Source organism: Bradyrhizobium sp. CSA207, assembly GCF_029051685.1.
Classification (GTDB): Bacteria; Pseudomonadota; Alphaproteobacteria; order Rhizobiales; family Xanthobacteraceae; genus Bradyrhizobium.
Genome location: NZ_JAACFT010000013.1, coordinates 197682 through 217684, shown reverse-complemented (window position 1 = coordinate 217684; position 20003 = coordinate 197682). Strand labels below are relative to the sequence as shown.

General features: G+C 63.6%; 18 protein-coding genes. 7 read left to right on the top strand and 11 right to left on the bottom strand.

Annotated elements, in window-relative coordinates:
- Positions 1 to 958: 958 nt before the first annotated feature.
- Positions 959 to 1555: a TetR/AcrR family transcriptional regulator gene (locus GWG65_RS17115; protein WP_275196727.1), complete on the bottom strand. Its 597-nt coding sequence runs from the start codon at positions 1553 to 1555 to the stop codon at positions 959 to 961.
- 209 nt (positions 1556 to 1764) lie between these two features.
- On the opposite strand from GWG65_RS17115, the gene GWG65_RS17110 reads away from it, so the two are divergent.
- The 3 genes from GWG65_RS17110 to GWG65_RS17100 all read left to right on the top strand — a co-directional run bounded on the left by GWG65_RS17110 (position 1765) and on the right by GWG65_RS17100 (position 4376).
- Positions 1765 to 2484 carry a hypothetical protein gene (locus GWG65_RS17110; RefSeq protein WP_275196726.1) on the top strand — a complete coding sequence of 240 codons (720 nt, stop codon included), beginning with the start codon at positions 1765 to 1767 and terminating at the stop codon, positions 2482 to 2484.
- A gap of 70 nt (positions 2485 to 2554) precedes the next feature.
- A complete protein-coding gene (locus GWG65_RS17105; protein ID WP_275196725.1) occupies positions 2555 to 3010 on the top strand; it encodes a hypothetical protein in 456 nt (151 codons plus the stop codon).
- A gap of 622 nt (positions 3011 to 3632) precedes the next feature.
- Positions 3633 to 4376: a Crp/Fnr family transcriptional regulator gene (locus GWG65_RS17100; protein WP_275196724.1), complete on the top strand. Its 744-nt coding sequence runs from the start codon at positions 3633 to 3635 to the stop codon at positions 4374 to 4376.
- A 160-nt stretch (positions 4377 to 4536) separates the two neighbouring features.
- On the opposite strand, the gene GWG65_RS17095 is transcribed toward GWG65_RS17100, so the two are convergent.
- The 8 genes from GWG65_RS17095 to GWG65_RS17060 all read right to left on the bottom strand — a co-directional run bounded on the left by GWG65_RS17095 (position 4537) and on the right by GWG65_RS17060 (position 14023).
- Positions 4537 to 6279, bottom strand: coding sequence for an FAD-binding protein (locus tag GWG65_RS17095; protein WP_275196723.1), 1743 nt, complete (start codon positions 6277 to 6279; stop codon positions 4537 to 4539).
- Between the two features lie 554 nt (positions 6280 to 6833).
- Positions 6834 to 7289, bottom strand: a complete 456-nt coding sequence (locus GWG65_RS17090; protein ID WP_275196722.1) for a cupin domain-containing protein — start codon at positions 7287 to 7289, stop codon at positions 6834 to 6836.
- A gap of 359 nt (positions 7290 to 7648) precedes the next feature.
- Entirely contained in the window at positions 7649 to 8596 is a 948-nt protein-coding gene (locus GWG65_RS17085) for an ABC transporter substrate-binding protein (protein WP_275196721.1), read from the bottom strand.
- A gap of 148 nt (positions 8597 to 8744) precedes the next feature.
- The gene (locus GWG65_RS17080) at positions 8745 to 9800 is read right to left on the bottom strand and encodes a ribose ABC transporter permease (RefSeq protein WP_275196720.1); all 1056 of its coding nucleotides are present in this window, start codon (positions 9798 to 9800) and stop codon (positions 8745 to 8747) included.
- Positions 9793 to 11313 carry a sugar ABC transporter ATP-binding protein gene (locus GWG65_RS17075; protein ID WP_275196719.1) on the bottom strand — a complete coding sequence of 507 codons (1521 nt, stop codon included), beginning with the start codon at positions 11311 to 11313 and terminating at the stop codon, positions 9793 to 9795. Before GWG65_RS17075 ends, GWG65_RS17080 begins: the two co-directional genes overlap by 8 nt.
- A gap of 243 nt (positions 11314 to 11556) precedes the next feature.
- Complete coding sequence (xylB, locus tag GWG65_RS17070; RefSeq protein ID WP_275196731.1) at positions 11557 to 13002, bottom strand: xylulokinase; 1446 nt, start codon at positions 13000 to 13002, stop codon at positions 11557 to 11559.
- Between the two features lie 77 nt (positions 13003 to 13079).
- Positions 13080 to 13472 carry a VOC family protein gene (locus GWG65_RS17065; protein WP_275196718.1) on the bottom strand — a complete coding sequence of 131 codons (393 nt, stop codon included), beginning with the start codon at positions 13470 to 13472 and terminating at the stop codon, positions 13080 to 13082.
- A 308-nt stretch (positions 13473 to 13780) separates the two neighbouring features.
- Positions 13781 to 14023 carry a hypothetical protein gene (locus GWG65_RS17060; RefSeq protein ID WP_148741738.1) on the bottom strand — a complete coding sequence of 81 codons (243 nt, stop codon included), beginning with the start codon at positions 14021 to 14023 and terminating at the stop codon, positions 13781 to 13783.
- A gap of 266 nt (positions 14024 to 14289) precedes the next feature.
- On the opposite strand from GWG65_RS17060, the gene GWG65_RS17055 reads away from it, so the two are divergent.
- The 3 genes from GWG65_RS17055 to GWG65_RS17045 all read left to right on the top strand — a co-directional run bounded on the left by GWG65_RS17055 (position 14290) and on the right by GWG65_RS17045 (position 18266).
- Positions 14290 to 15483 (top strand): M20/M25/M40 family metallo-hydrolase, encoded by a 1194-nt coding sequence (locus GWG65_RS17055; RefSeq protein WP_275196717.1) that lies wholly within the window; start codon positions 14290 to 14292, stop codon positions 15481 to 15483.
- A 201-nt stretch (positions 15484 to 15684) separates the two neighbouring features.
- Positions 15685 to 16773, top strand: coding sequence for a mandelate racemase/muconate lactonizing enzyme family protein (locus tag GWG65_RS17050; RefSeq protein ID WP_275196716.1), 1089 nt, complete (start codon positions 15685 to 15687; stop codon positions 16771 to 16773).
- Positions 16774 to 17111: 338 nt separating this feature from the next.
- On the top strand, positions 17112 to 18266 hold the full coding sequence (locus tag GWG65_RS17045) for an amidohydrolase (RefSeq protein WP_275196715.1): 1155 nt from the start codon (positions 17112 to 17114) through the stop codon (positions 18264 to 18266).
- Between the two features lie 260 nt (positions 18267 to 18526).
- Here the strand turns inward: GWG65_RS17045 and GWG65_RS17040 are convergent, their stop codons facing one another.
- Positions 18527 to 18742, bottom strand: coding sequence for a hypothetical protein (locus GWG65_RS17040; protein ID WP_275196714.1), 216 nt, complete (start codon positions 18740 to 18742; stop codon positions 18527 to 18529).
- Between the two features lie 140 nt (positions 18743 to 18882).
- Between GWG65_RS17040 and GWG65_RS17035 the strand changes: the two genes are divergently transcribed.
- Complete coding sequence (locus GWG65_RS17035; RefSeq protein WP_275196713.1) at positions 18883 to 19605, top strand: DUF72 domain-containing protein; 723 nt, start codon at positions 18883 to 18885, stop codon at positions 19603 to 19605.
- Between the two features lie 216 nt (positions 19606 to 19821).
- On the opposite strand, the gene GWG65_RS17030 is transcribed toward GWG65_RS17035, so the two are convergent.
- Positions 19822 to 19995 carry a hypothetical protein gene (locus GWG65_RS17030; RefSeq protein ID WP_275196712.1) on the bottom strand — a complete coding sequence of 58 codons (174 nt, stop codon included), beginning with the start codon at positions 19993 to 19995 and terminating at the stop codon, positions 19822 to 19824.
- Between the last annotated feature and the right edge of the window lie 8 nt (positions 19996 to 20003).

Sequence of the window (20003 nt, the reverse complement as noted above, 5' to 3'; positions counted from 1 at the left end):
GCAAAGGTCGGATCGATCGAGGACTTCTTCGAGCCGGGTCCGTTCGAGCTCGGTCAGATACCCGCAACGGCGAAGTCTTGAGGAATGAGGTTACGTCATGCGACGTTCGACTCTGGCAGACAGCGTTGCTCTATGAACCTCTGCGCAAGTCATCAGCGGCCGCTCCAGCGGCGGAGCCACACTGGCCGCAGGCAGACCTGCTGAAGGTCAGCTAAGGGTCAAGCGCGTCGATCTTACCGATGCTCGGTCAGGTCCGGTTTACCCTCGGCAGCCGACTCGCGGACGAACGCTGGGTTTCGTCGGTATGGGCCACTTGCAGCCATCGAACGAGCGGGCTCTCAAGTCGCCTTCGGGCCATGCGCAGAGCTTTCAGCGCGCCAAGCGAACTACCTGCGTACAATCAATCTGCGGATTAGGACACCTGTTATCCAGCCAACACCCAAGCCGCCAATTCCGATATATAGAAGCAATGTCGAACCGATCTCAGAGCTGGTCATAGTGGCGCCGGTATGGACACTCCAACTTAGCCAGTATGAGATGGCTGGCAAATTCAACAGTAAGGCTAGGCTTCCATCGAGCCATCGTCTTGAAGACAGCAGTGAGCTCAGTGCCATTGCCAATATAAATCCGACTATGCCGGGCGGACTGAAAACGCTAACTGCAAAGAGGAAAGCTGCTTCACGCATGGACCGGCTATGTTCGCTCAAAGATAGCAAAGGATTGATGACCCGACACTCGCGAGCGACGAAGCGGTCTTCGGCGACGGAGTTATCGTTTCCGGTTAGCGAGGCATTAACGGGCGGTTCCGTTCGTCGGAGGCGGCGGTCTGCTTTGGGTCATTCGCGTCGATTTGCCCGCGTCTTCTCGATGTCCGCTCTGGCCCCGACTGCCGACGTTCCGGACGCGATGGCGATCTTCGCCTTGGGGCCAGGAGCGATCGTTTGACCGCACGCATGGCTCATGTGCTGCGAACCCTGAGACCGGTTGACGATCCGATTCCTTTGATCACCAGCCGTCGGAACATCTCGTCGACCGCAGTCGGCGCCAGCTCGGGCTTCCGCTCGAGCCACCACGTCAGCACGGTAAGAAATGCGCTCACGATGAATTGTAGTGCAAGTTCCCGCGGGATTGCACCATTCCGCTCCACGGTCGACAGTTCTTGTCTCACGAATTCGGACAACACACGGCGGATCTCGCTCACCGCGACGGCGCCGCCACGTCGCCCCACGAGAGCGCGGTAGACATCTTTATAGCCGTCCGCGTGCTGAAACATCGCAAGGCTGAATACTAGAGGCTCGCTCCGCCGCGCCCTCCGACGAGGAGAGTAACTGTCTCGCGCCTCCGTCAAGTCGGTGCGAAGTCTTTCAAAGCCGCCACGCAGGAGGTCCTCCTTGCCCGTATAGTGGGCATAGAAGGTCGAGCGGCCGACATCCGCCTCGTCAATAATGTCCTGGATTGTCGTGGCTTCGTAGCCTTTGCGCAGGATCAGCGAAATCATCGCATCATGAAGCGCCCGCCGTGTACGGGCCGCACGGCGATCTATCGCTTTTTTCATCGGTCCTCCCGCTATTTCCGAACAAATGGGACCAATCGTCCGGTAGTGAACATCTCAGCCCTTATTGTCCTTTGGTCCCGAACATCCTGTTCCCTATCTTATGTCAAGTTCTCTGGCGCACCGATAGGAAGGCGGGTGCCGCGCGAACATGGCGATCGAGAGCCATCGAGGTTCCGCCATTAGCGGGCGCAGTTGCATAGGAGATGGCTATGCTCGACCTTATCGCCACAATTTTTGCTACAGCACTGTACGCGACAGTAGTGGGGGTGCTGATCGGCTTATCGCCGGCTCGAGCCATGACTAGGCTCGTCATCTTTGCGGCCGCCGCCGCGTGGCTCGCACTCATTTCCGCCGCCGCTGCCTTCGGCAGTTTGGCACCAGGTGCACTCGGCCCGCTTCCAGCAACGTTATTGCCGTTCACGGGATTGCTCGTGCTGCTGTTTGGAAGCTGGTATTTTTCGCAAGTCCGTAGCGCGCTTTTGTCGGTGTCCCTACCGGCCCTCGTGGCGGTGCATGCCGGGCGCCTGGGTGGCCTTTTCTTCCTACTACTTTATTGGGATGGACGATTGTCGGCGCCATTTGCGCCGTCCGCTGGTATAGGGGACATGATCACGGGTGCTTTGGCGCTTCCGCTTGCGGCGATGCTTGCGTTAGGCTTCCAGATTCCTAAGCCATGGATTGTTCTTTGGAACGCGTTCGGCACCCTCGATCTGGTCGTGGCGATCGTGCTCGGCCTGCTCTCGGCGCCAGGTACACCGTTCCGCGTTTTCACTGAGGGGCCAGGCACGCTGGCAATGTCTACGTTGCCATGGGCCTTCGTGCCGTCGATGCTCGTTCCGATCTATCTCTTCATTCACTTTGCGATTGCAGTGAAGCTCAAATCGTTGCCGGGCGCGGCTCAAGCCACAGCTATGGGCGCACTGAGGTAAGGCCAAGGACCGATAATCGTCGGTTGGCGTCCGCGCGACCCACATCGGTGGCGGTGGCGAAGGAGAAAGCATGGCCGCAGCGTTGGCGATCCACATTCTGGCGGCCATTATCTGGCTTGGTGGCCTTTTCTTGTTGTGTGTCGTGCTGCAGCCAAGTGTCCGTCCGCTGGACCCGGCGACCGCGCTGTCATTGTGGCATCGCGTTCTGTCACGCTTCCTTGTCTGGGGTTGGATTAGTCTTGTGTTGATCCTCACCACTGGCATCACCATGGTGTTCCTGGAGTTCGGCGGATTCGCTAACATTCCGAGCATTCATCGCGCGAATATGGTGATCGGGATCCCTGCAATTGCGCTCTACGGCTACCTCTATTTCGCACCGTGGCAACGCTTTCGCCGTGCGCTGTCGAGTAATGGTTTGATGGCCACGGAAGGAAGCATCAGGCAAGTCCGAATCCTCATGGCGACGATCCTGGCTCTTGGCCTAGTCGCCTCGGTCGTTTCCGCAGGAGCGCGCTATTACGGATAGATGTCCGGATGGGCGAAACGTGTGCCCGCACGATCGAGAGAGATCCTCATCAGGGCTCCTGAATGTCCGGAAGGGGTCAGAAGGAGCGGTAGATGCCAGGCTGAACTTCCTTCCGGTTTGCTACCGACAGCCGACATTACGCCGGTTCAAGAGATCTTCGCCTTGGGGCCACTTACGGACCAAATGACTACCTCGTCTGCATGCGCGGAAATGCCGGGCATCGAGTCCCGGTGGGACGAATTCCTAGACGCCCGCTTCGCGTAGAGTGCGCGCATCATCGCGTGGAACGCACCGATCGTGATCCGCGGCATTAATCGCGCATCATTGTTCGAAGATCGCCGCAGCGTTTGCCGCAAGCCGGAAATTGGAACTCCCTACGGTGTTACCCATACGCATTTTGCAATTGTGTCTCGTGGCGCTTGGATTTAGTCGTCAATGATCCTGCAAGATAAAAACTCGCCTCGCGGTCGCGTGTGTTTGGAGCTTTATTTTTGAGATTGAGAGCTTCCGCAGCTGAATTGGATTTCGAAGCGCGAAGCGTAGGTGGATTTAAACAAAGTTTGAAGCTGCCGCCCTATGCCGCTCGAAATGCGATGCGGCGGATGTTTCGCGGGGGGCTACAGTGACGCTTCCCAGCGGAATTGGTAACCGACTTCTGGCGGCACTACCGCCGGCAGACCTCGATCTGCTGGCACCCGAGCTCGAGATCGTCGCGCTCGATCGGGACGCGGTCGTCTCGCGGGCGGGTGACCAGACCGAGCACGTCCTCTTTCCTCACAGTGGCGCCATTTCGGTCATGATCGACATGGCGAACGGGCAGACGGTCGCCAGCGCCGCAATAGGGCGCGAGGGAGCCGTAGGCACTCTTTCCGTGCTGGGGCCGTCCCCTGCGGCCGTTACCGCCATCGTTCGTGCCGCGGGCACCGCCTCGCGGATTCCCGCATCGCGATTCCACGCCGCTTTCAACCAGAGCCCCGCGATCCGCCATGCAATCCAGATTCACTTCAAGGCCATGGTGATTCAGTTTCAAGTCGGCGGGGCCTGCAATGCGCTGCATCCGGTCCAAGCCCGCATGGCACGCTGGCTGCTCCATCTTCGCGACCGCGTCGACCACGACGTCCTCCCGCTCACCCAGGAGGCGCTTTCGCAAATACTGGGAGTGCGACGAACGACGGTGACGCTCCTGATGCGCAATCTGCGCGCTTCCGGAGCGATCAAATCTGAACGGCGATGTGAAATCGAGATCGACCCATCGCGGCTCGCAGCGGTGGCGTGCGAATGCCGCGAGACCATGCGTTCCGAAGTCGAGGAGATCTTCTCTAGGAATGTAGCCCCACCTCGTGCTTTGGTTCTGCCGACGCAGTAACGAAACGGGCGATGCTAGTCGTTTCGGCACGGCCCAGTTAAGCAACCACGACGGTGCTGAAATCACTCCGAATTACGGTGACAGTGCATTCAATCCAAGCGGCACCGCGGCCAGGGAGCGAAAAGTCAATAAGTGCACTGTCACTGTAATTCTGTAATTCCTACTCGAACCGCGTGAATCCATCGTCGCTCCAACCCTCGCTGCCGACGCCATGATGGACGAAGAAAAGCCCGTCGGGGTCGTAGCGGCGCTTGATCGCGAGCAGCCGCGCGTAATTGTCGCCCCAGAACGCTTTCTGCCAATCTGTTTGGAAGTAATCGCATTCGTTGACGTAACAGCCGGTTTCGGGCGCGGCCGAGCGCAAACGCGCCATGGCCTCCTTGACGTGCGCGCGGTGATCGATGCCCCCGGGAAGGTTCGGCGCCGGCAAGCCGTCGAAGGCCGGAGGCCCGGCGGCCGCAATGATCGCGAGCGCAAAAGCATCGGTCACATCGGCGTTCATAGGAGAGTCCTTCGCCGCCGCGATCGCTTCGCTCGGCGCGCCGGCGAGCCCCTTGTTGAAGTGGAACGCGACCGCCCACTGCCGACTTGCCGCAAACCAGGCGTCGAGGAGGCGCGGCCGGTTCTCCGGCCCGAGCAGCGAAAACGGAAGCCATGCCGAGGTGTAGGCCTGCCAGAAGGCGCCGACCTGCTCGCCGTCGCCGGCCCACCAGAAGTCGGTCCATGACGCTTGCCGCCGGCTATCGAAATTGACAACTGATCGCGCGAACAGGCGATAAAGCCAGCCGTTCCAGAAATAGCGCGCCGGCACGCTCGCGACGGCGAATGAGGTTTGGCCCTCGTAGTCGGCAGGATTGGCGTCGGCGAAGTCGAGCAATGGCTTGAAAGCCGCCCGGGCCTCGTCCTTGGTGATGCCCTGAAAGGTCATCGCCACCTGGAGGCGATTGTCCGGACGCGCGCGCACCTGCTCACCCCAATGTGGATTGCAAAGCGCGCTCGCATAGAGCTCGAGGAAGCGCCCAAGCAGCCGACGGTAGGCCTCGTCGGAATGGGCACGTAGGGTGAGGCTCACGGCGCCGACCGTGTCGGGGAGCGGATGGGTCGCAAGCGTCAGGCGCGTCACGACACCGAACGTGCCGCCGCCTCCACCCTTCAGGGCCCAGAACAGGTCGGGTTCGCGCTCGGCATTGACGGTGCGGACGGCGCCGTCCGCCGTCACGATCTCGGCCTCGAGAAGGCTCGTGGCTGCCGTCCCGAATTTCTTGGAAAAGCTGCCGAACCCGCCACCTTGAACGAGCCCTGCCACGCCCACGGTGGTGCAGCCGCCGCCCTGCACATAACGTGCCGCGCCGCCAGTCACCGCCTGGTAGACGTGCAGCCACATGGCACCGGCGCCGACCGAGACCGCGGGGACGGCCGCAGCGCCCGATCCGGCCGGGCTAAAGGCGTCGTGGACGGTGATGTTGTCCATCCCGCGCGTCCAGAGCAGGAGGGAATCCGGCGCGCACGATGCTCCGAAATAGCTGTGGCCGCGCCCCTTAACGACGAGACGCAAATTGTGGGCGGCAGCAAAGCGCACGGCGGCGGCCACGTCGGCTGCGGTCTCGGCCGCCACCATGTAGGCACTGGGGGCTGATCGCCACGCATCGAGCCAGCCGGAACTTTGGGTCAAGCCGGCTTGGTCGCCGATCGCGAAGGGGTTTGCGAGCAGCTCTTTACCGTCCGGCCCATCCAGCCTCGGCATCACGACCTTCGATAGCCGGCCTCCGGTGGCCGTGTTCAGCGTGGCCCAGTCGGAATCGCCAGGCCAACCAGGCATTCCCGGCCGGACGCGACCCGGCGTCACATTCGCAATGGCCCTGCGCGGGAACCACGGCTGGAGGTCGGTTTGAAGTGCAATCATCGTCGCAATCCCGCCCTGTAGCAGACGTCTTCGGTGCATGCGTCATCTCCTTAAGGTCTGCGCGCGGTCCGCAACGATCAGCCGAGTGCCAATCCGAGAGATCGACTTGTCCGGACCCGCCGACACCGGAAGTCTGCCCGACACGTTCTGCCGCCGGAAAGCACGTCGTGACGGGAGGTGAAGTGTCGGGGATCAATGGCGACGGGGTGGGACGAACGGCAAGACCCCAGGGACGAGTCGCCTGGCACACGCGGCCGTTCGGCTGCACGGTGACGGCGGCAGGAGCCGTCGCCGCTCCGTCTGACGCATTTGACAACCGTATCAAGACACAACCGTATCAAGGCTTGGGACGACGCAGGCGCACGATCTTCGGCTTAGGGCGTGTACTCATAAATCTGACCAGACTGCGAGTAGTCCATGTCCGTTTTGCATTTAAGACCGGAGATGCCTGGTTCGCCCTAGCGGGTCAGCCATGGGGCCACTGACGGACGTGATCCCGCTGTGTGCGCATCCTCTAGTCAGAAGCGCCGAGTCGCAAGAGACGCTGGGTCTGATTATTTCTTGCGCGGATCGTCCGCTGGGTTGATGTAATCGATGCCTCCGGGACCGACGAACTGAACTTGGAGAATCCCCTCCTCATTTCCGGTCCAAGCGAAGTGAGAGTGCTTTGCTGGATAGACCCATAACGAGCCCGGCTTTAACAATTCGCCCTTTTTCTCAAATTTGTCGCCGTGGCTAGTCCCGATGTTGCCGCTGATGATAGTCACAACTTCGGAATAGGGATGAGTGTGCGGTGGCATTTGAAAGTTAGGAGGAAACTTTATCCGTAAGACGACCACATCCCCTGCTTTCGTCGGGTCGCCGACGAGAGTTGCAATTTGGACGCCCTTCGGAAAAGCCGGGTTCTCCGCCCACGCAAGTGCCTCCGGCGTGACTCGCGTCGGCGTGTCTTGTGCAGTCGCCGGGAGTGAGAATGCGAGCAAGCCTGCTATCACCAAGAGTTCTCTCATGTGAGTTCCTCCTATCGTGATGTGGAGCAAGACACATATTAGAGCTCTATGAGTTACCGGAGTCTAGCTAATACCTAGCGCGGCGAGACGACTATCAGGCAGTTGATTTCATTCGTGAACGGCAAGGTCAAAAGATAGGGCAGCGGTTCAGTCGCTCGCCACATGACAGCTCTAGCCCGCAATGGGTCACATGCGGTCATGGCGGAAAAGAGCGACGACGTTCGCTTCGCATTGAACGGCCGACGTCGGACTTATGGCGCGACAGAGTCTGCGGACTTTTGGGGGGAGGATCCGAACCTGAGCAGGCTGCACCCAGCAAGCCAGCCGGCGCCGCATGCGGCGCCGGCTGTCCCCTGCTCCTACTGCGAGCGGTCCGAGGTCCAACCCTTGTACTCCTTGACGTTGTCGCGCGTCACGAGTTTCGACGGCAGCAGTTCGACGGTGGATGCCGACTTCTGGCCGTTGAGGATGCCGACGCCGACCTGCACGGCGCGGCGGGCCATGAAGAACGGGTCCTGCGAGGCGGAGGCCTGAATCTGCGCAGACTGCGCGTCCTTCAGGGCGGCTTCGATGTCGGGCGCGCCGTCGACGGCGGTGATGATGATGCCGGTGCGCTGCTGCTGGCGCGCCGCAAGATCGGTGCCGATCGCCTGCGGATCGTTGATGGCGAAGACGGCGTCGATCTTGGCAAAGCGGGTCAGATAGCCCTGCGCCACCGTCAGGCCGCCTTCGCGCGAGCCCTTGCCGTCCTGGTCGTTGGACAAGACCTTGATGCCGGGGTTCTTGCCGAGCACGTTCTTGCAGCCGACGACGCGGTCGATCACCGCGGAGACCTGCGGGCCGTTCTCGATGATCACATCGCCTTTGCCGCCCAGCTTGTCGACGATGTACTGGCAGGAGATCTCGCCGGCCTGGACGTTGTTGGTGGTCACCGTGGCGTCGGCGCCTTCGGCGGCGGTGTCGACCGCCACGACGACGATGCCGGCGGCTTGCGCCTTCTTGATCGCAGGGCCAACCGCCTTGGGATCGCCGGGATTGAGCAGGATCAGGTCGACGCCGGCGGCAATGAAATTGTCGATCTGCGTGACCTGCTTGCCGAGGTCATACTCGAAGCCGACGGTGGTGATCTTGACGTTGGGGTTGGTCTTCCTGGCCTCGAACTCCGCGCCCTTCGACAGCGCGACGAAGAACGGATTGCCGAGCGAGCCCAGCGAAATGCCGATCGACTTGAGCTCCTTGGCTGAGGTCGGTGCTGAGCTCAGGACGAGCGCCATCGCGGCGCCGGCAAACGAGATCGTCTTCAACATTGGCTTCCTCCCTGGTCTGTTTGAATCTCCGCCACGGCGACCAGTTGCCGTGACGGAATAGATATGACGGCGCCGCGCGTTTCTTCGCGCTTCTTATTTGAGCATGATCTTTTCGGAAAACCGCTTCACACTTTTCCGGATCATGCTTTCAAGTCCGCGCCGAGCCCTGCAGCCGATAGCGGTCCAGCGCCACCGCGCCGATGATCACCAGGCCCTTGATGACATATTGCCAGACATCGGACACGCCGATCAGGATCAGGCCGTTCGACAACACCGCAATGATCAGCGCGCCGACCAGCGTTCCCCAGATCGAGCCGATGCCGCCGACAAAAGAAGTGCCGCCCAGGATCACGGCGGTGATGGCGTCGAGCTCGTAGGACTGGCCGAGCTGCAGGCCATTGGCCGCGTAGAGACGTGCCGCCTGCATGGCGCCGCCGAGGCCCGCGAGCAGGCCGGAGACGCCGTAGACGAAGATCAGCACGGCCCAGACCTTGATGCCGGCCAGCCGCGCCGCGCTCTCGTTGCCGCCGACCGCATAGATGTGGACCCCGAGCACGGTGCGCTTGAGCACCAGCCACGATACCAGGATGACCAGCAGCGCGATCACCCAGAGCCAGGGAATCGAGACGACGCCGGGAATAAGCGTCAGCGCGCCGTTGCCGATGAAGGCATAGGGTATCGACGGATTGAACACCGTGGTGTCGGCGCCGAGCAGGCGCGCGGCGCCGCGCACCGCGGTCAACGACCCCAGCGTGACGATGAAGGGTGGCAGCCGCAACAGTGCGATCAAGGCGCCATTGAGGATGCCGAACACCGCGCCGGTGAGCACCGCGACCGGCAGCCACAGCGCCCCGAGATCGGGGAATTTGGAGATGATCAGCCCGGCCATCGCCGAGGCCGCGAGGATGGAGCCGACCGACAGATCGATGCCGCCAGTGAGGATGACGAAGGTCATGCCTGCGGCCAGCACGGTGTTGACCGCGGACTGCTGCACCACGATGCCGATGTTCTGGCCGGTGAAGAAGCGGCCGTCCGACAGGACATGAAAGCCGATGCACAGCAGCAGCAGCACCGGCAGCATGCCGACCGCACGAATGATCATCCGCGTGCGCTGCCGCTTGGTCTCCTGTGCGGCCGCAAGGCCGGACCCGGCGGGGGCGGCCTTGGCGGGGGCGGCTTTGGCGGAAGCGCCGTTCTCAGGCATCGAGCTGCTCCGTTCCGGTGGCAAGTGCCATGATCTCCTCCTGGCTGAGCGGCGTCGCACCGCGCCGCATCTGGCCGGCAATGTGCCCTGCGCGCATCACGATGACGCGGTCGCAGATGCCGATGATCTCGGGCAGGTCTGACGAGATGACGAGCACCGCGGTGCCTGCTTTTGCGAGGTTGTCGATGATCGAGTAGATCTCGGACTTGGCGCCGACGTCGACGCCGCGCGTCGGCTCGTCCAGGATCAGGATTTTCGGGCCGATCGCCAGCAGCCGCGACAGCAGCACCTTCTGCTGGTTGCCGCCGGAGAGCCCGCCGGCGGGAACGCCGACATTCGCCGCGCGGATGCCGAGCCCAGCGAACGCGCGCTTGGCGCGCTCGCGCGCCTTGTCGCGGTCGAGGATGCCGCCAAACTTCGCATCGCGGCCGAGCACCGCCAGATTGATGTTGTCGAGGCAGGACATGTCGAGGAACAGGCCGAGCGCCTTCCTGTCCTCGGTGAGGTAGGCGATGCCCGCGTCCAGCGCCTCGCCGGGCGTGCGAATCAAGATCGTGCGGCCCTCGATCTCGACATGGCCGGAGGTCATGGGCGCGGCGCCGATGATGAGATGTGCAAGCTCGGTGCGGCCGGCGCCGATCAGGCCGGCAAGGCCGACGACCTCGCCCGCATGCACCGTCAGCGAACATCCCTTGACGCGCCGCCCGTCGCCGATGTCGACGGCCGCGAGCACCGGCGCGCCCGGTCGCGCCTGGGGATCATGATCCTTCTTGTAGAAGGACGAGACGTCGCGTCCCACCATCATCCGCACGATGGCGTCGGCGCGGATCTCGCCCTTGTCGAGCGAGCCGACCAGCGTGCCATCGCGCAGCACCGTGACGCGGTCGCCGAGCGCGTAGACCTCGTCCATGCGATGCGAGATATAGATGATGGCAAGACCTTCGGCGCGCAGCTGGCGGATCAGGGCGAACAGCCGTTCGCTCTCGCCGGCCGACAGCGCCGTGGTCGGCTCGTCCATGATCAGGATTCTTGAGCGGGCGTGCAGCGCACGGGCGATCTCGACCAGCTGGCGCTGGCCCATCGAGAGATTGGCAACCAGCGTCTGCGGCGTGAAATCGGCACCAAGCCGCGCCAGGATCGGACCGACGCCGGCCTGCATCGCCTCGCGCGCCAGCAAGCCGCCGCGGGAGACCTCGCGGCCGAGGTAAATATTCTCGGCGACGCTCAGATTGGGGGCGAGCGAGAGCTCCTGATAGATGATCGCAATCCCGGCGGCGCGGCCGCCGTGCGGGCCGTTGATCTGCACCGGCTGGCCGTCGATGCGGATTTCGCTGCCGGGATCGGGCCGGTAGGCGCCCGACAGGATCTTCATCAGCGTGGATTTGCCGGCGCCGTTCTCGCCCATCAAGGCATGGATCTCGCCCGGATAGACGGTGAGGTCGACGTCGCGCAACGCCTTGATGCTGAAGAAAGACTTGGAGACCCGGCGCATCTCGAGGATGGGCTCGCTCATCACACCTCCCCGACGCGCCGACGGCGGCATCGCATCTCACCCGCGTCTCGTTCTGTCCCTGGCGCGAGTGCGCGCATTAAACAAAAGGCTGCGGCGCAGGGCAATAGCTCTCGCGAGCCGACCAACGGTCGGGGGCGGATTTATCTTTGTCGGACGGAACCGATCTTCGGACGTCATGCCTTTTCTTCGCCACATCGTCGCGCACCATCCTTGCGCCCGATCGCGATGCTTTGCGTATCGCGGTCAGTGCGGCGGCCGGTACAGGCGGCGCCATTGCGCAAGCCGCGCCGCATAGGCTTGCGCGAGCGCGGGCTCGGGCTGGAACGTCTCGACGCGCTGCGGCGCGGTGCAGATGGCCTCGATCGCCTCCCCGGTGACCGCGAGCCGCCCGAGCCTCGCTGCGCCGAACGCGGCGCCGGTCTCGCCCTCGGCAAAGCGATGCACGGGGATGTTCAGGACATTGGCCAGCACCGCAAGCCAGAACCGCGACCGCGAGCCGCCGCCGATGACATCCGCCTCCGCGATCGCAAGGTCAGTCTCGGCAAGCACGTCGCGGCAATCCGCAAGCGCGAAGGCAACGCCTTCGAGCACGGCTTGCACGATCACGTCACGATCGGTGGCGTGACTGAGCCCGTCGAGCATGCCGCGTACATCCGGGTCATCATGCGGGGTGCGTTCGCCCGCGAGATAAGGCAGGAAGCTGACGGGCGACGGCGCCTTCGGGCACAGCCCGAGCGGCGCCAGCAGGTCAGATTCGGACGCTCGCAGCAGCCGCGCGATCCAGGCCAGGCACGAGGCCGCCGAGAGGATCGCGCCGGCTTGTATCCACCTGCCCGGGACGGCGTGACAAAAGGTGTGGACGACCCGCTCCGGATTGGCCGCGATCGTCTCGCTCGGCACCAGCAGCGCGCCGGAGGTTCCGAGCGAAATGAAGGCTGCGCTGCGGCTGATGGCGCCGATACCGATCGCTCCCGCCGGATTGTCGCCAGCGCCGCCGGCGATCATCGGCCGCCGCCTCATGCCCCAGCGCTGCGCCATTTCGCTGCGCAGCCGTGCCGCCGGCGCGCAGCCCTCGACCAGACGCGGCATCTGGCGGCGCGACAGCGCGGTTGCGGCAAGCCCCTCGTCCGACCAATCGCGCCTGATAACATCGAGCCACAATGATCCCGAGGCATCCGAGACATCCTCGATCGCCTCGCCGGTCAGCACCAGGCGCAGATAGGCCTTGGGTTGCAGCACAAGCGTCGTGGCGGCGAAGATCTCCGGCTCGTGCCTGGCGACCCACAGCAGTTTTGGCGCGGTGAATCCCGGCATCGCCTTGTTGCCTGTGGTCGCCCGCAATGCTGGCCAGAGCCGCTCCAGCTCGGCGCATTCGGCGACAGAGCGTCCGTCATTCCAGAGAATGCAGGGCCGTAGCGGCCTCTGACCGGCATCCAGCAGCGTTGCGCCGTGCATCTGGCCCGACAGGCCGATGCCCTCGACCTCGGCCAGTTCGCGCGCGTGATCGGCCTTGAGTGCATCCAGTGCCGCGAATGTGGCCTCGATCCACTGCGCCGGGTCCTGCTCGCAATGGCCGGGATGTGGCGAAGAGACCGTCAGCGGCCGGCTGCGGCTCGCCACCACGCGCTGGGCGTCGTCGACGAGAACGATCTTGACGGCAGACGTGCCGAGGTCAATGCCGAGATACATGATGCCGCTTGATGCCACTTGCGCTTTCCGCGCCGGCGACATTGCGAGCATCGCGCGATCATTTCAAGCCTTCGCTTCTAGGGATTCCAGCCGCCGCTTCCATAGGGACGCGTGATGATTTCGAGCAGGTGTCCGTTCAGATCCTCGAAGTAGAGACCGCGGCCGCCGTCATGATGGTTGATTTCGCCGGCCTTCTGCCGACCGGGATCGGCCCAGTAGCGCAGGTTCCTGTCTCGAATCCGATTGAAGATCGCGTCGAACTCGGCGTCACCGACCAGGAAGGCGTAGTGCTGATGCGCAATGTCGCCTTTGGTCTCCATGTAGTCGAGATTGGCGTCATTGTCGGTCTTGACCATGTGGAACGGTCCCCAACACCGCGGCGCCGGCAACCCCAGCATCTCGGCAAGGAAGTCAGCCGAGGCCTTGCTGTCGTGCGCGGACAAAATCGTATGATTGAAGTCGACGGTCATGGCGGCATCTCCTCGCAGCAGGGATCGGCACTTTCGCGGCGCATTTGCCAAACGAGATTAGGCCAAACAAGGTTGCACGCCGCACGTTCCAATCAGAACGCTCGCGTCACTTTCGCACACGCGCTTGCTGTCGCCCATGCCTGGCCTGTCGGAACGACAGGAACTGGTCCGACCTCCATCCGCTGTGCGGCGAGCGACCGCCTCCGCCTATGCCATGGAGCCCAACTGTGCGTCGTTGACGAGCCCGAAGAGCCCGCTGCAACTGGCGAGCTCTCGGGGTCGACGCTGAGGGCCAGCATGGCGCGGGATCAACCCTTCCCGAACATCGGATGCGCGTGGTTGCACGCTTCGACCGCCGCGTCGTTTATCTTGCGATCATTGCGATACTGCGGCAGCAGCTGCGAGTGCACATTGCGGATGCACTTCGTATATTCGGGGTTCATGTGATTGAGGAAGCTCAAGTCGATCGCCGCAGCCGGGCGCGTGCCGACGACAGAGCCGAGCCCAACGACGAGGACGGAGGCAAGAAGAGTGGTGCGATAGGCAGACATGGCGATGTCCCTTTTTCCGGCTGCCCAATCGCAGCGTGGAGGCACCATGCATGAACCCGCGAATAGGGTCGGTGACGGAGATCACAGGGCGGTTTGAGGTCGCTAATACCGCCTTCAGCATGGCGGCGGCGCGAACCAAGGACGCGAGGTTCTGCGACCATGCGTGGATAGCAACGCAACGCCGCGATTCATGCGTTGAGGCAGCCTTGCGAAACAACCTACAGCAGGAGATGCTGACACGTACCGTGCATCACAAGGAACAACTCATGCCCGTCGACACCAAAGCCGCCACCGACCGCCTCATGCGCTTTCTCGCCGTCGAGGGCATCACCGGACAGGAGGCGGCGATCGGGCGCGAGCTTTCGGCCGCGCTGACGGAGGTCGGCGTGCCGGCGGGCGCAATCCGGCTCGACGACGCCAACACGCGCATTCCCGTGCCGACCGAAACCGGCAACCTCATTGTCGACCTGCCCGGCCGCGGCGCGCTGCACAACCAGCCGCGCATCATGTTCATGACCCACATGGACACCGTGCCGCTATGCGCCGGCGCGAGGCCGAAACTCTCCGGGCGCAAGGTCGTCAACGAGGCCAAGACCGCGCTCGGCGGCGACAACCGCACCGGCTGCGGCGTGCTGGTGACGCTGGCGGCCGAGCTTGCCAAGCAGAAGCTCGATCATCCGCCGATCACGCTGCTGTTCTGCGTGCGCGAGGAGAGCGGGCTCTATGGCGCGCGCCACGTCAATACCGATGAGCTCGGCTCGCCGGTGATGGCCTTCAACTATGACGGCGGCTCCGCCTCCAACGTCATCATCGGCGCCGTCGGCGCGGATCGCTGGACTGTCGAGATCTTCGGCCGCGCCTCGCACGCCGGCGTCGCGCCGGAGCGCGGCATCTCCTCGACCATGATCCTCGCGCTTGCACTCGCCGAGGTGAAGGCCGGCGGCTGGTTCGGCAAGGTCGTGAAGGGCAAGCGGCAGGGCACCAGCAATGTCGGTCCCGTCACCGGCGGCGAGGGCCGCCCCGCGGGCGACGCCACCAACGTCGTCACCGACTACGTGCACGTGCGCGGCGAAAGCCGCAGTCACGACGGAAAGTTCTTCAAGGAGATCACCAAGGCCTACAAGGCCGCTTTCGAGAAAGCGGCCAGGAAGGTCACCAACGCGCAAGGAAAATCCGGCCGAGTCAAGTTCAAGGCCGAGACCGACTATTTTCCATTCCGCATGAAGGACAATCTGCCGGTGGTCAAACGCGCCATCGAAGCGGTCTCCGCCGTCGGCGGAACGCCGAACGTCCGCGCCGCCAATGGCGGCCTCGATGCGAACTGGATGGTCCGCCACGGGGTTCCGACCGTGACCTTCGGCGCCGGCCAGAACGAGGCGCACACCATCGACGAATGGATCAATCTCGACGAATATGAGCGCGGCTGCGCGCTGGCATTGCAGCTTGCAACGATGCGGTGAGCTGTCGAGATGCACTCGTAGGGTGGGGTTAGCCGAAGGCGTAACCCACCACTTTGGTTGCCGCGAGGCGAGAAGTGGTGGGTTACGCTTCGCTAACCACCCTACGAATTCGCTCGCGAAAGAGGAGTCAGGGTTGCCGCAAACGCGGTTGCCGAGCGACACCCCGCGGCCTAGCCTGCAAAGAAAAAGCAGGAAGGAAACATGCCACGCATCGCGACCATCGAGACCGGATTCTACCGGATCCCCCTCCCCGTCACGCTCTCCGACTCGACCCATGGCGCGATCGCGGCGTTCGAGCTGATCACCTGCCGCATTCGCGATGCCGATGGCACCGAAGGCGTGGGCTACACCTACACCGTCGGCCGCAATGGCGGCGCTGTCGCCGACATCCTCACGCGCGAGATTCCGCCGCTGGTCGAGGGACGCGAGGCCGGCGACACCGAGGCGATCTGGCATCATGTCTGGTGGGGCCTGCATTATGGCGGGCGCGGCGGGCCTGTGGTGCTGGCGCTCTCTGCGCTCGACATCGCGCTGTGGGATTTGAAGGCGCGGTGCGCGGGGCTGCCGCTGTTCCGGCTGCTCGGCGGCTACGATTCGCGCGTGCCCTGCTATGCCGGCGGCATCGACCTCGATCTCTCGGTGGAGGCGCTTCTGAAGCAGACCGACGGCAATCTCGCAAAGGGCTTTCGCGCCATCAAGATGAAGGTCGGCCGGCCCGACCTCAAATCCGATGCTACGCGTGTCGCTGCCATGCGAAAACATCTCGGCGACGGCTTTCCGCTGATGGCGGATGCCAACATGAAGTGGACGGTCGAGGAAGCCATCCGCGCCGCCCGTGCGTTCGTGCCGTTCGACCTCACCTGGCTCGAGGAGCCGATCATTCCCGACGACGTCGCGGGACACGCGCGCATCATGCAGGCCGGCGGCGTGCCGATCGCGGCCGGCGAGAATTTGCGCTCGCTGTGGGAGTTCAAGAACTACATCGCCAGTGGCGCGGTGTCCTATCCCGAGCCCGACGTCACCAATTGCGGCGGCGTCACCGCCTTCATGAAGATCGCGCGGCTCGCCGAAGCGTTCAACCTGCCCGTCACCAGCCACGGCGCGCACGACATCACCGTGCATTTGCTCGCTGCGTGTCCGAACCGTTCCTATCTGGAGGCCCACGGCTTCGGGCTCGACACCTATATCGAGCACCCGCTGGTGCTCGAAGACGGCATGGCACTCGCCCCCGTGTGGCCGGGCCACGGCATCAGCTTCGACTGGAAGGGGCTGGCGAAGCTGGCGCCGTAGCGCGTGGCCTCCTCCTTACCTCTTCCGCTTGCGCGAGGGCTATCGCATTTGAGAGCGGCATCCCTGCGGCTCATCCTTCGAGACGCCCGCTTTAGGCGGGCTCCGCAGGATGAGGACGGAGTGCGCGGCAGCAGTATTCAACGAGCACCAATGCCGCTAAGCCTCATCCTGAGGAGACCGCAGAGCGGTCGTCTCGAAGGACGAGGCGCGCGCTCAGGCTGCGCCAAAAGGCCATATGTGATTGCCCTGCCGTTGGGAGGGGAGCGACCCTCGTGGCAGCTATCACGGGGCGCATATTCCGCTATGGTGGCGAGAACCGACACCAGAGGTTCAAAACCTTGACACCCGAACTGCACCAGAAACTGACCACGTGGCGCCGGCATTTGCATGCGCATCCCGAACTCTCGCTCCAGGAGAAGGCCACCGCCGCCTTCGTGCAGGAGAAGCTGACCGAGCTCGGCATTCCCTTCGAGGCCGGCATCGGCGGGCACGGCATCGTCGCGACGCTGACGCGCGGGTCTGCGCAGGGCCGCGTTGGCCTGCGCGCCGACATGGACGCCCTGCCGATCACCGAAGACACCGGCCTGCCCCATGCCTCACGCCATCCCGGCGTGATGCATGCCTGCGGGCATGACGGGCATACGGCCTCGCTGCTCGGCGCGGCGGCGCTGCTGGTGGACGACACGGACTGGAGCGGCACCGTCGATTTCATCTTCCAGCCCGCCGAGGAAGGCTTTGGCGGCTCGCGCGCGATGGTCGCAGCCGGCCTGTTCGAGCGCTTTCCGATGGACCGGGTGTTCGGCTTTCACAACTGGCCGGGGCTCGAGGCCGGCACCATCGCGGTCCATGACGGCGTCGTCATGGCCTCCGGCGGACGCGTCACCATCACCATCGACGGCCATGCCGGACACGCCGGCATGCCGCATTTGACGCGCGATCCGGTGATGGCGGCCGGCCACCTCATCGTCGCGCTGCAATCGATCGTTTCGCGCAGCGTCGATCCGCTCGACACCGCCGTGCTCTCGCTGTCCACGATCGAGGGCGGCACGGCGGCGAACCAGATCGCCGGGCGTGTGGTGATCCGCGGCACGCTGCGGTTTCATCGCGACGGCGTCAAGGACGTCATCCTGAGCGGAATCGAACGGACCTGCGCCGGCATCGCGACGAGCTTTGGCGTCAAGGTCACGCCCGAGATCGTCATGGGTGTCGGCGTCGTCATCAACACGCCGGCCGAAGCGGCCCTCGCGCGGATGGCTGCGGAGAAAGTGCAAGCCGAAGTGCGGCGCGATCTCGCGCCCAGCATGGCCGGCGAGGACTTTGCCTTCTACCTCCAGCAGCGGCCCGGCGCCTTCGTCTGGATCGGCAACGGGGAATTGCGCGACGGCGCCGAGCTGCACGGCCCGCGCTACGATTTCAACGATGCGATTTTGCCGGTCGCATCCACCTGGATGGCCGAGGTCGCAAAGACGGCGCTGTCGGCGAATAATCAATGATGAAACAAGTTCGGTCGGCTGTCCGCGGTTCACCTCTCCCCAGCGGGAAGAGGTCGGATTGCGCCTGGCGATGCGAAGCATCGTCCAGTGCAATCCGGGTGAGGGGCCGCAGCGCTCAGTGAGGCCGTAACCCCTCACCCGGATCGCATCTTTCGATGCGATCCGACCTCTCCCTACGGGAGAGGTGATTCGCCGCGCCCGCATCGATTCAGCCAAAACTTATCCCGCTCTAACAAATGTGCGCCAGCACTCGAAGCCGCTCACGATATCTCGCGGGGCAGCTTCCAGTCCGGCCGCGGCTCGCAGACCTCGTCCACCCGCTCGACGTGATAGCCGGCCGGGAGAAGCCGACCGCCCTCCTCGTCCGCAACGGGAACGTCGGTCACCAGTCCTTCGATCAGCGCCGCCTCCCACACCTCTTTCTCGGAGGAAAACGGACTGCCGATCTGCTTGTTGCCTTCGAACAGCGCATACATCGATTGGCTCCTGGGTTGGTTCCTGCCTGCATGTCCATCCCGACAAGAAACGTATCCGCCCCATGGACGTTCCCCTTCCGGGAAAGCGCGGCCTACCCGAGTAGCGCAACCAGTGACGGCAACGGACGGGCACGTGAAAAATGGCGCGCGTTCTGATCGGCACCTCCGGCTGGCACTACGCATCCTGGCGCGGCCCGTTCTTTCCCGAGGGCTTACGGCTCAAGGAGCAGCTTCGCTATTACGCCAGCCAATTCGATACCACCGAGCTGAACGGCGTATTCTATCGCACACCGACGCCGGAGGCCGTCAAAGGATGGCGCGAGCAGACCGGCGGCGACTTCGTCTTCGCCTGGAAGGCGTCGAAATTCATCACCCATTGGAAGCGTCTGTCCGACCGCTCCGTCAACAGCCTCGAACTGCTGGAGGACCGCATTTCGTTGCTGCGCGGCAAGGTCGGGCCGATCCTGTTCCAGCTGCCGCCGCAATTCGAGGCGGACGCCGACCGCCTCGCCTCGTTCTTCAAGCTGCTGTCGAAGAAGCGCCGCTACAGTTTCGAATTCCGCCATCCGAGCTGGTATCAGCCCCGCATCCTGCGGATGCTGGCCGACGAGAACATCTCGCTCTGCCTGTCGGACCACCATGACGCGCCGGCGCCGTGGAAGCGCACGGCAGAATTCGTCTATGTTCGCGGCCATGGCCCCGGCGGCCGCTATCACGGCCACTATTCGCGGCCGACGCTCGCGCAGTGGGCGCGCCGCATCAAGTCGTGGAAACGACAGGGTTGCGACGTCTATGTCTATTTCGACAACGACCAGAAGAGCGCAGCGCCGGCCGACGCGCTGAAGCTGAAAGCCCTGCTTTAATTCTGCTGCGTCAACCCACTCTTCTCCTCATCCTGGGGAGCGCGGAACGCGCGTCTCGAGGGATGGCCCCGGGTGAGATCCGGGCCTGCATGGTTCGCCCGGCGATGCGAAGCATCGTCCGGAGACGCGCGGAGCCTGTCATCGGGCCGCGCTTTGCGCGGACCCGGTGGCGCTCCTCACCATGAGGGTCTTATGACGCAGCAAGATGAGAACGCGCTACGGCCCGCCGGCAACCGAGCCCGCGATCACCATGACCAGAACGGCAAGATCGATCTTGCCGTTGACGACCAACTCTTCCGAGGAGCCTTCGACCTTCAGCGATTGTGGCCTGTTGGCGGCCTGCCGCTTCAGCTCGCCGATGATGGCTTCCTTGAGTTTCTCTTCCAGCATCTACTGTC

Excerpts from the sequence above, each read along its gene's own strand:
- GWG65_RS17115 (WP_275196727.1), bottom strand. The coding sequence starts at position 1,555 with ATGAAAAAAGCGATAGATCGCCGTGCGGCCCGTACACGGCGGGCGCTT.
- GWG65_RS17075 (WP_275196719.1), bottom strand. The coding sequence starts at position 11,313 with ATGAGCGAGCCCATCCTCGAGATGCGCCGGGTCTCCAAGTCTTTCTTC.
- GWG65_RS17090 (WP_275196722.1), bottom strand. The coding sequence starts at position 7,289 with ATGAGAGAACTCTTGGTGATAGCAGGCTTGCTCGCATTCTCACTCCCG.
- GWG65_RS17095 (WP_275196723.1), bottom strand. The coding sequence starts at position 6,279 with ATGATTGCACTTCAAACCGACCTCCAGCCGTGGTTCCCGCGCAGGGCC.
- GWG65_RS17080 (WP_275196720.1), bottom strand. The coding sequence starts at position 9,800 with ATGCCTGAGAACGGCGCTTCCGCCAAAGCCGCCCCCGCCAAGGCCGCC.
- GWG65_RS17065 (WP_275196718.1), bottom strand. The coding sequence starts at position 13,472 with ATGACCGTCGACTTCAATCATACGATTTTGTCCGCGCACGACAGCAAG.
- xylB (WP_275196731.1), bottom strand. The coding sequence starts at position 13,002 with ATGTATCTCGGCATTGACCTCGGCACGTCTGCCGTCAAGATCGTTCTC.
- GWG65_RS17055 (WP_275196717.1), top strand. The coding sequence starts at position 14,290 with ATGCCCGTCGACACCAAAGCCGCCACCGACCGCCTCATGCGCTTTCTC.
- GWG65_RS17040 (WP_275196714.1), bottom strand. The coding sequence starts at position 18,742 with ATGTATGCGCTGTTCGAAGGCAACAAGCAGATCGGCAGTCCGTTTTCC.
- GWG65_RS17050 (WP_275196716.1), top strand. The coding sequence starts at position 15,685 with ATGCCACGCATCGCGACCATCGAGACCGGATTCTACCGGATCCCCCTC.
- GWG65_RS17110 (WP_275196726.1), top strand. The coding sequence starts at position 1,765 with ATGCTCGACCTTATCGCCACAATTTTTGCTACAGCACTGTACGCGACA.
- GWG65_RS17105 (WP_275196725.1), top strand. The coding sequence starts at position 2,555 with ATGGCCGCAGCGTTGGCGATCCACATTCTGGCGGCCATTATCTGGCTT.
- GWG65_RS17035 (WP_275196713.1), top strand. The coding sequence starts at position 18,883 with ATGGCGCGCGTTCTGATCGGCACCTCCGGCTGGCACTACGCATCCTGG.
- GWG65_RS17060 (WP_148741738.1), bottom strand. The coding sequence starts at position 14,023 with ATGTCTGCCTATCGCACCACTCTTCTTGCCTCCGTCCTCGTCGTTGGG.
- GWG65_RS17030 (WP_275196712.1), bottom strand. The coding sequence starts at position 19,995 with ATGCTGGAAGAGAAACTCAAGGAAGCCATCATCGGCGAGCTGAAGCGG.
- GWG65_RS17085 (WP_275196721.1), bottom strand. The coding sequence starts at position 8,596 with ATGTTGAAGACGATCTCGTTTGCCGGCGCCGCGATGGCGCTCGTCCTG.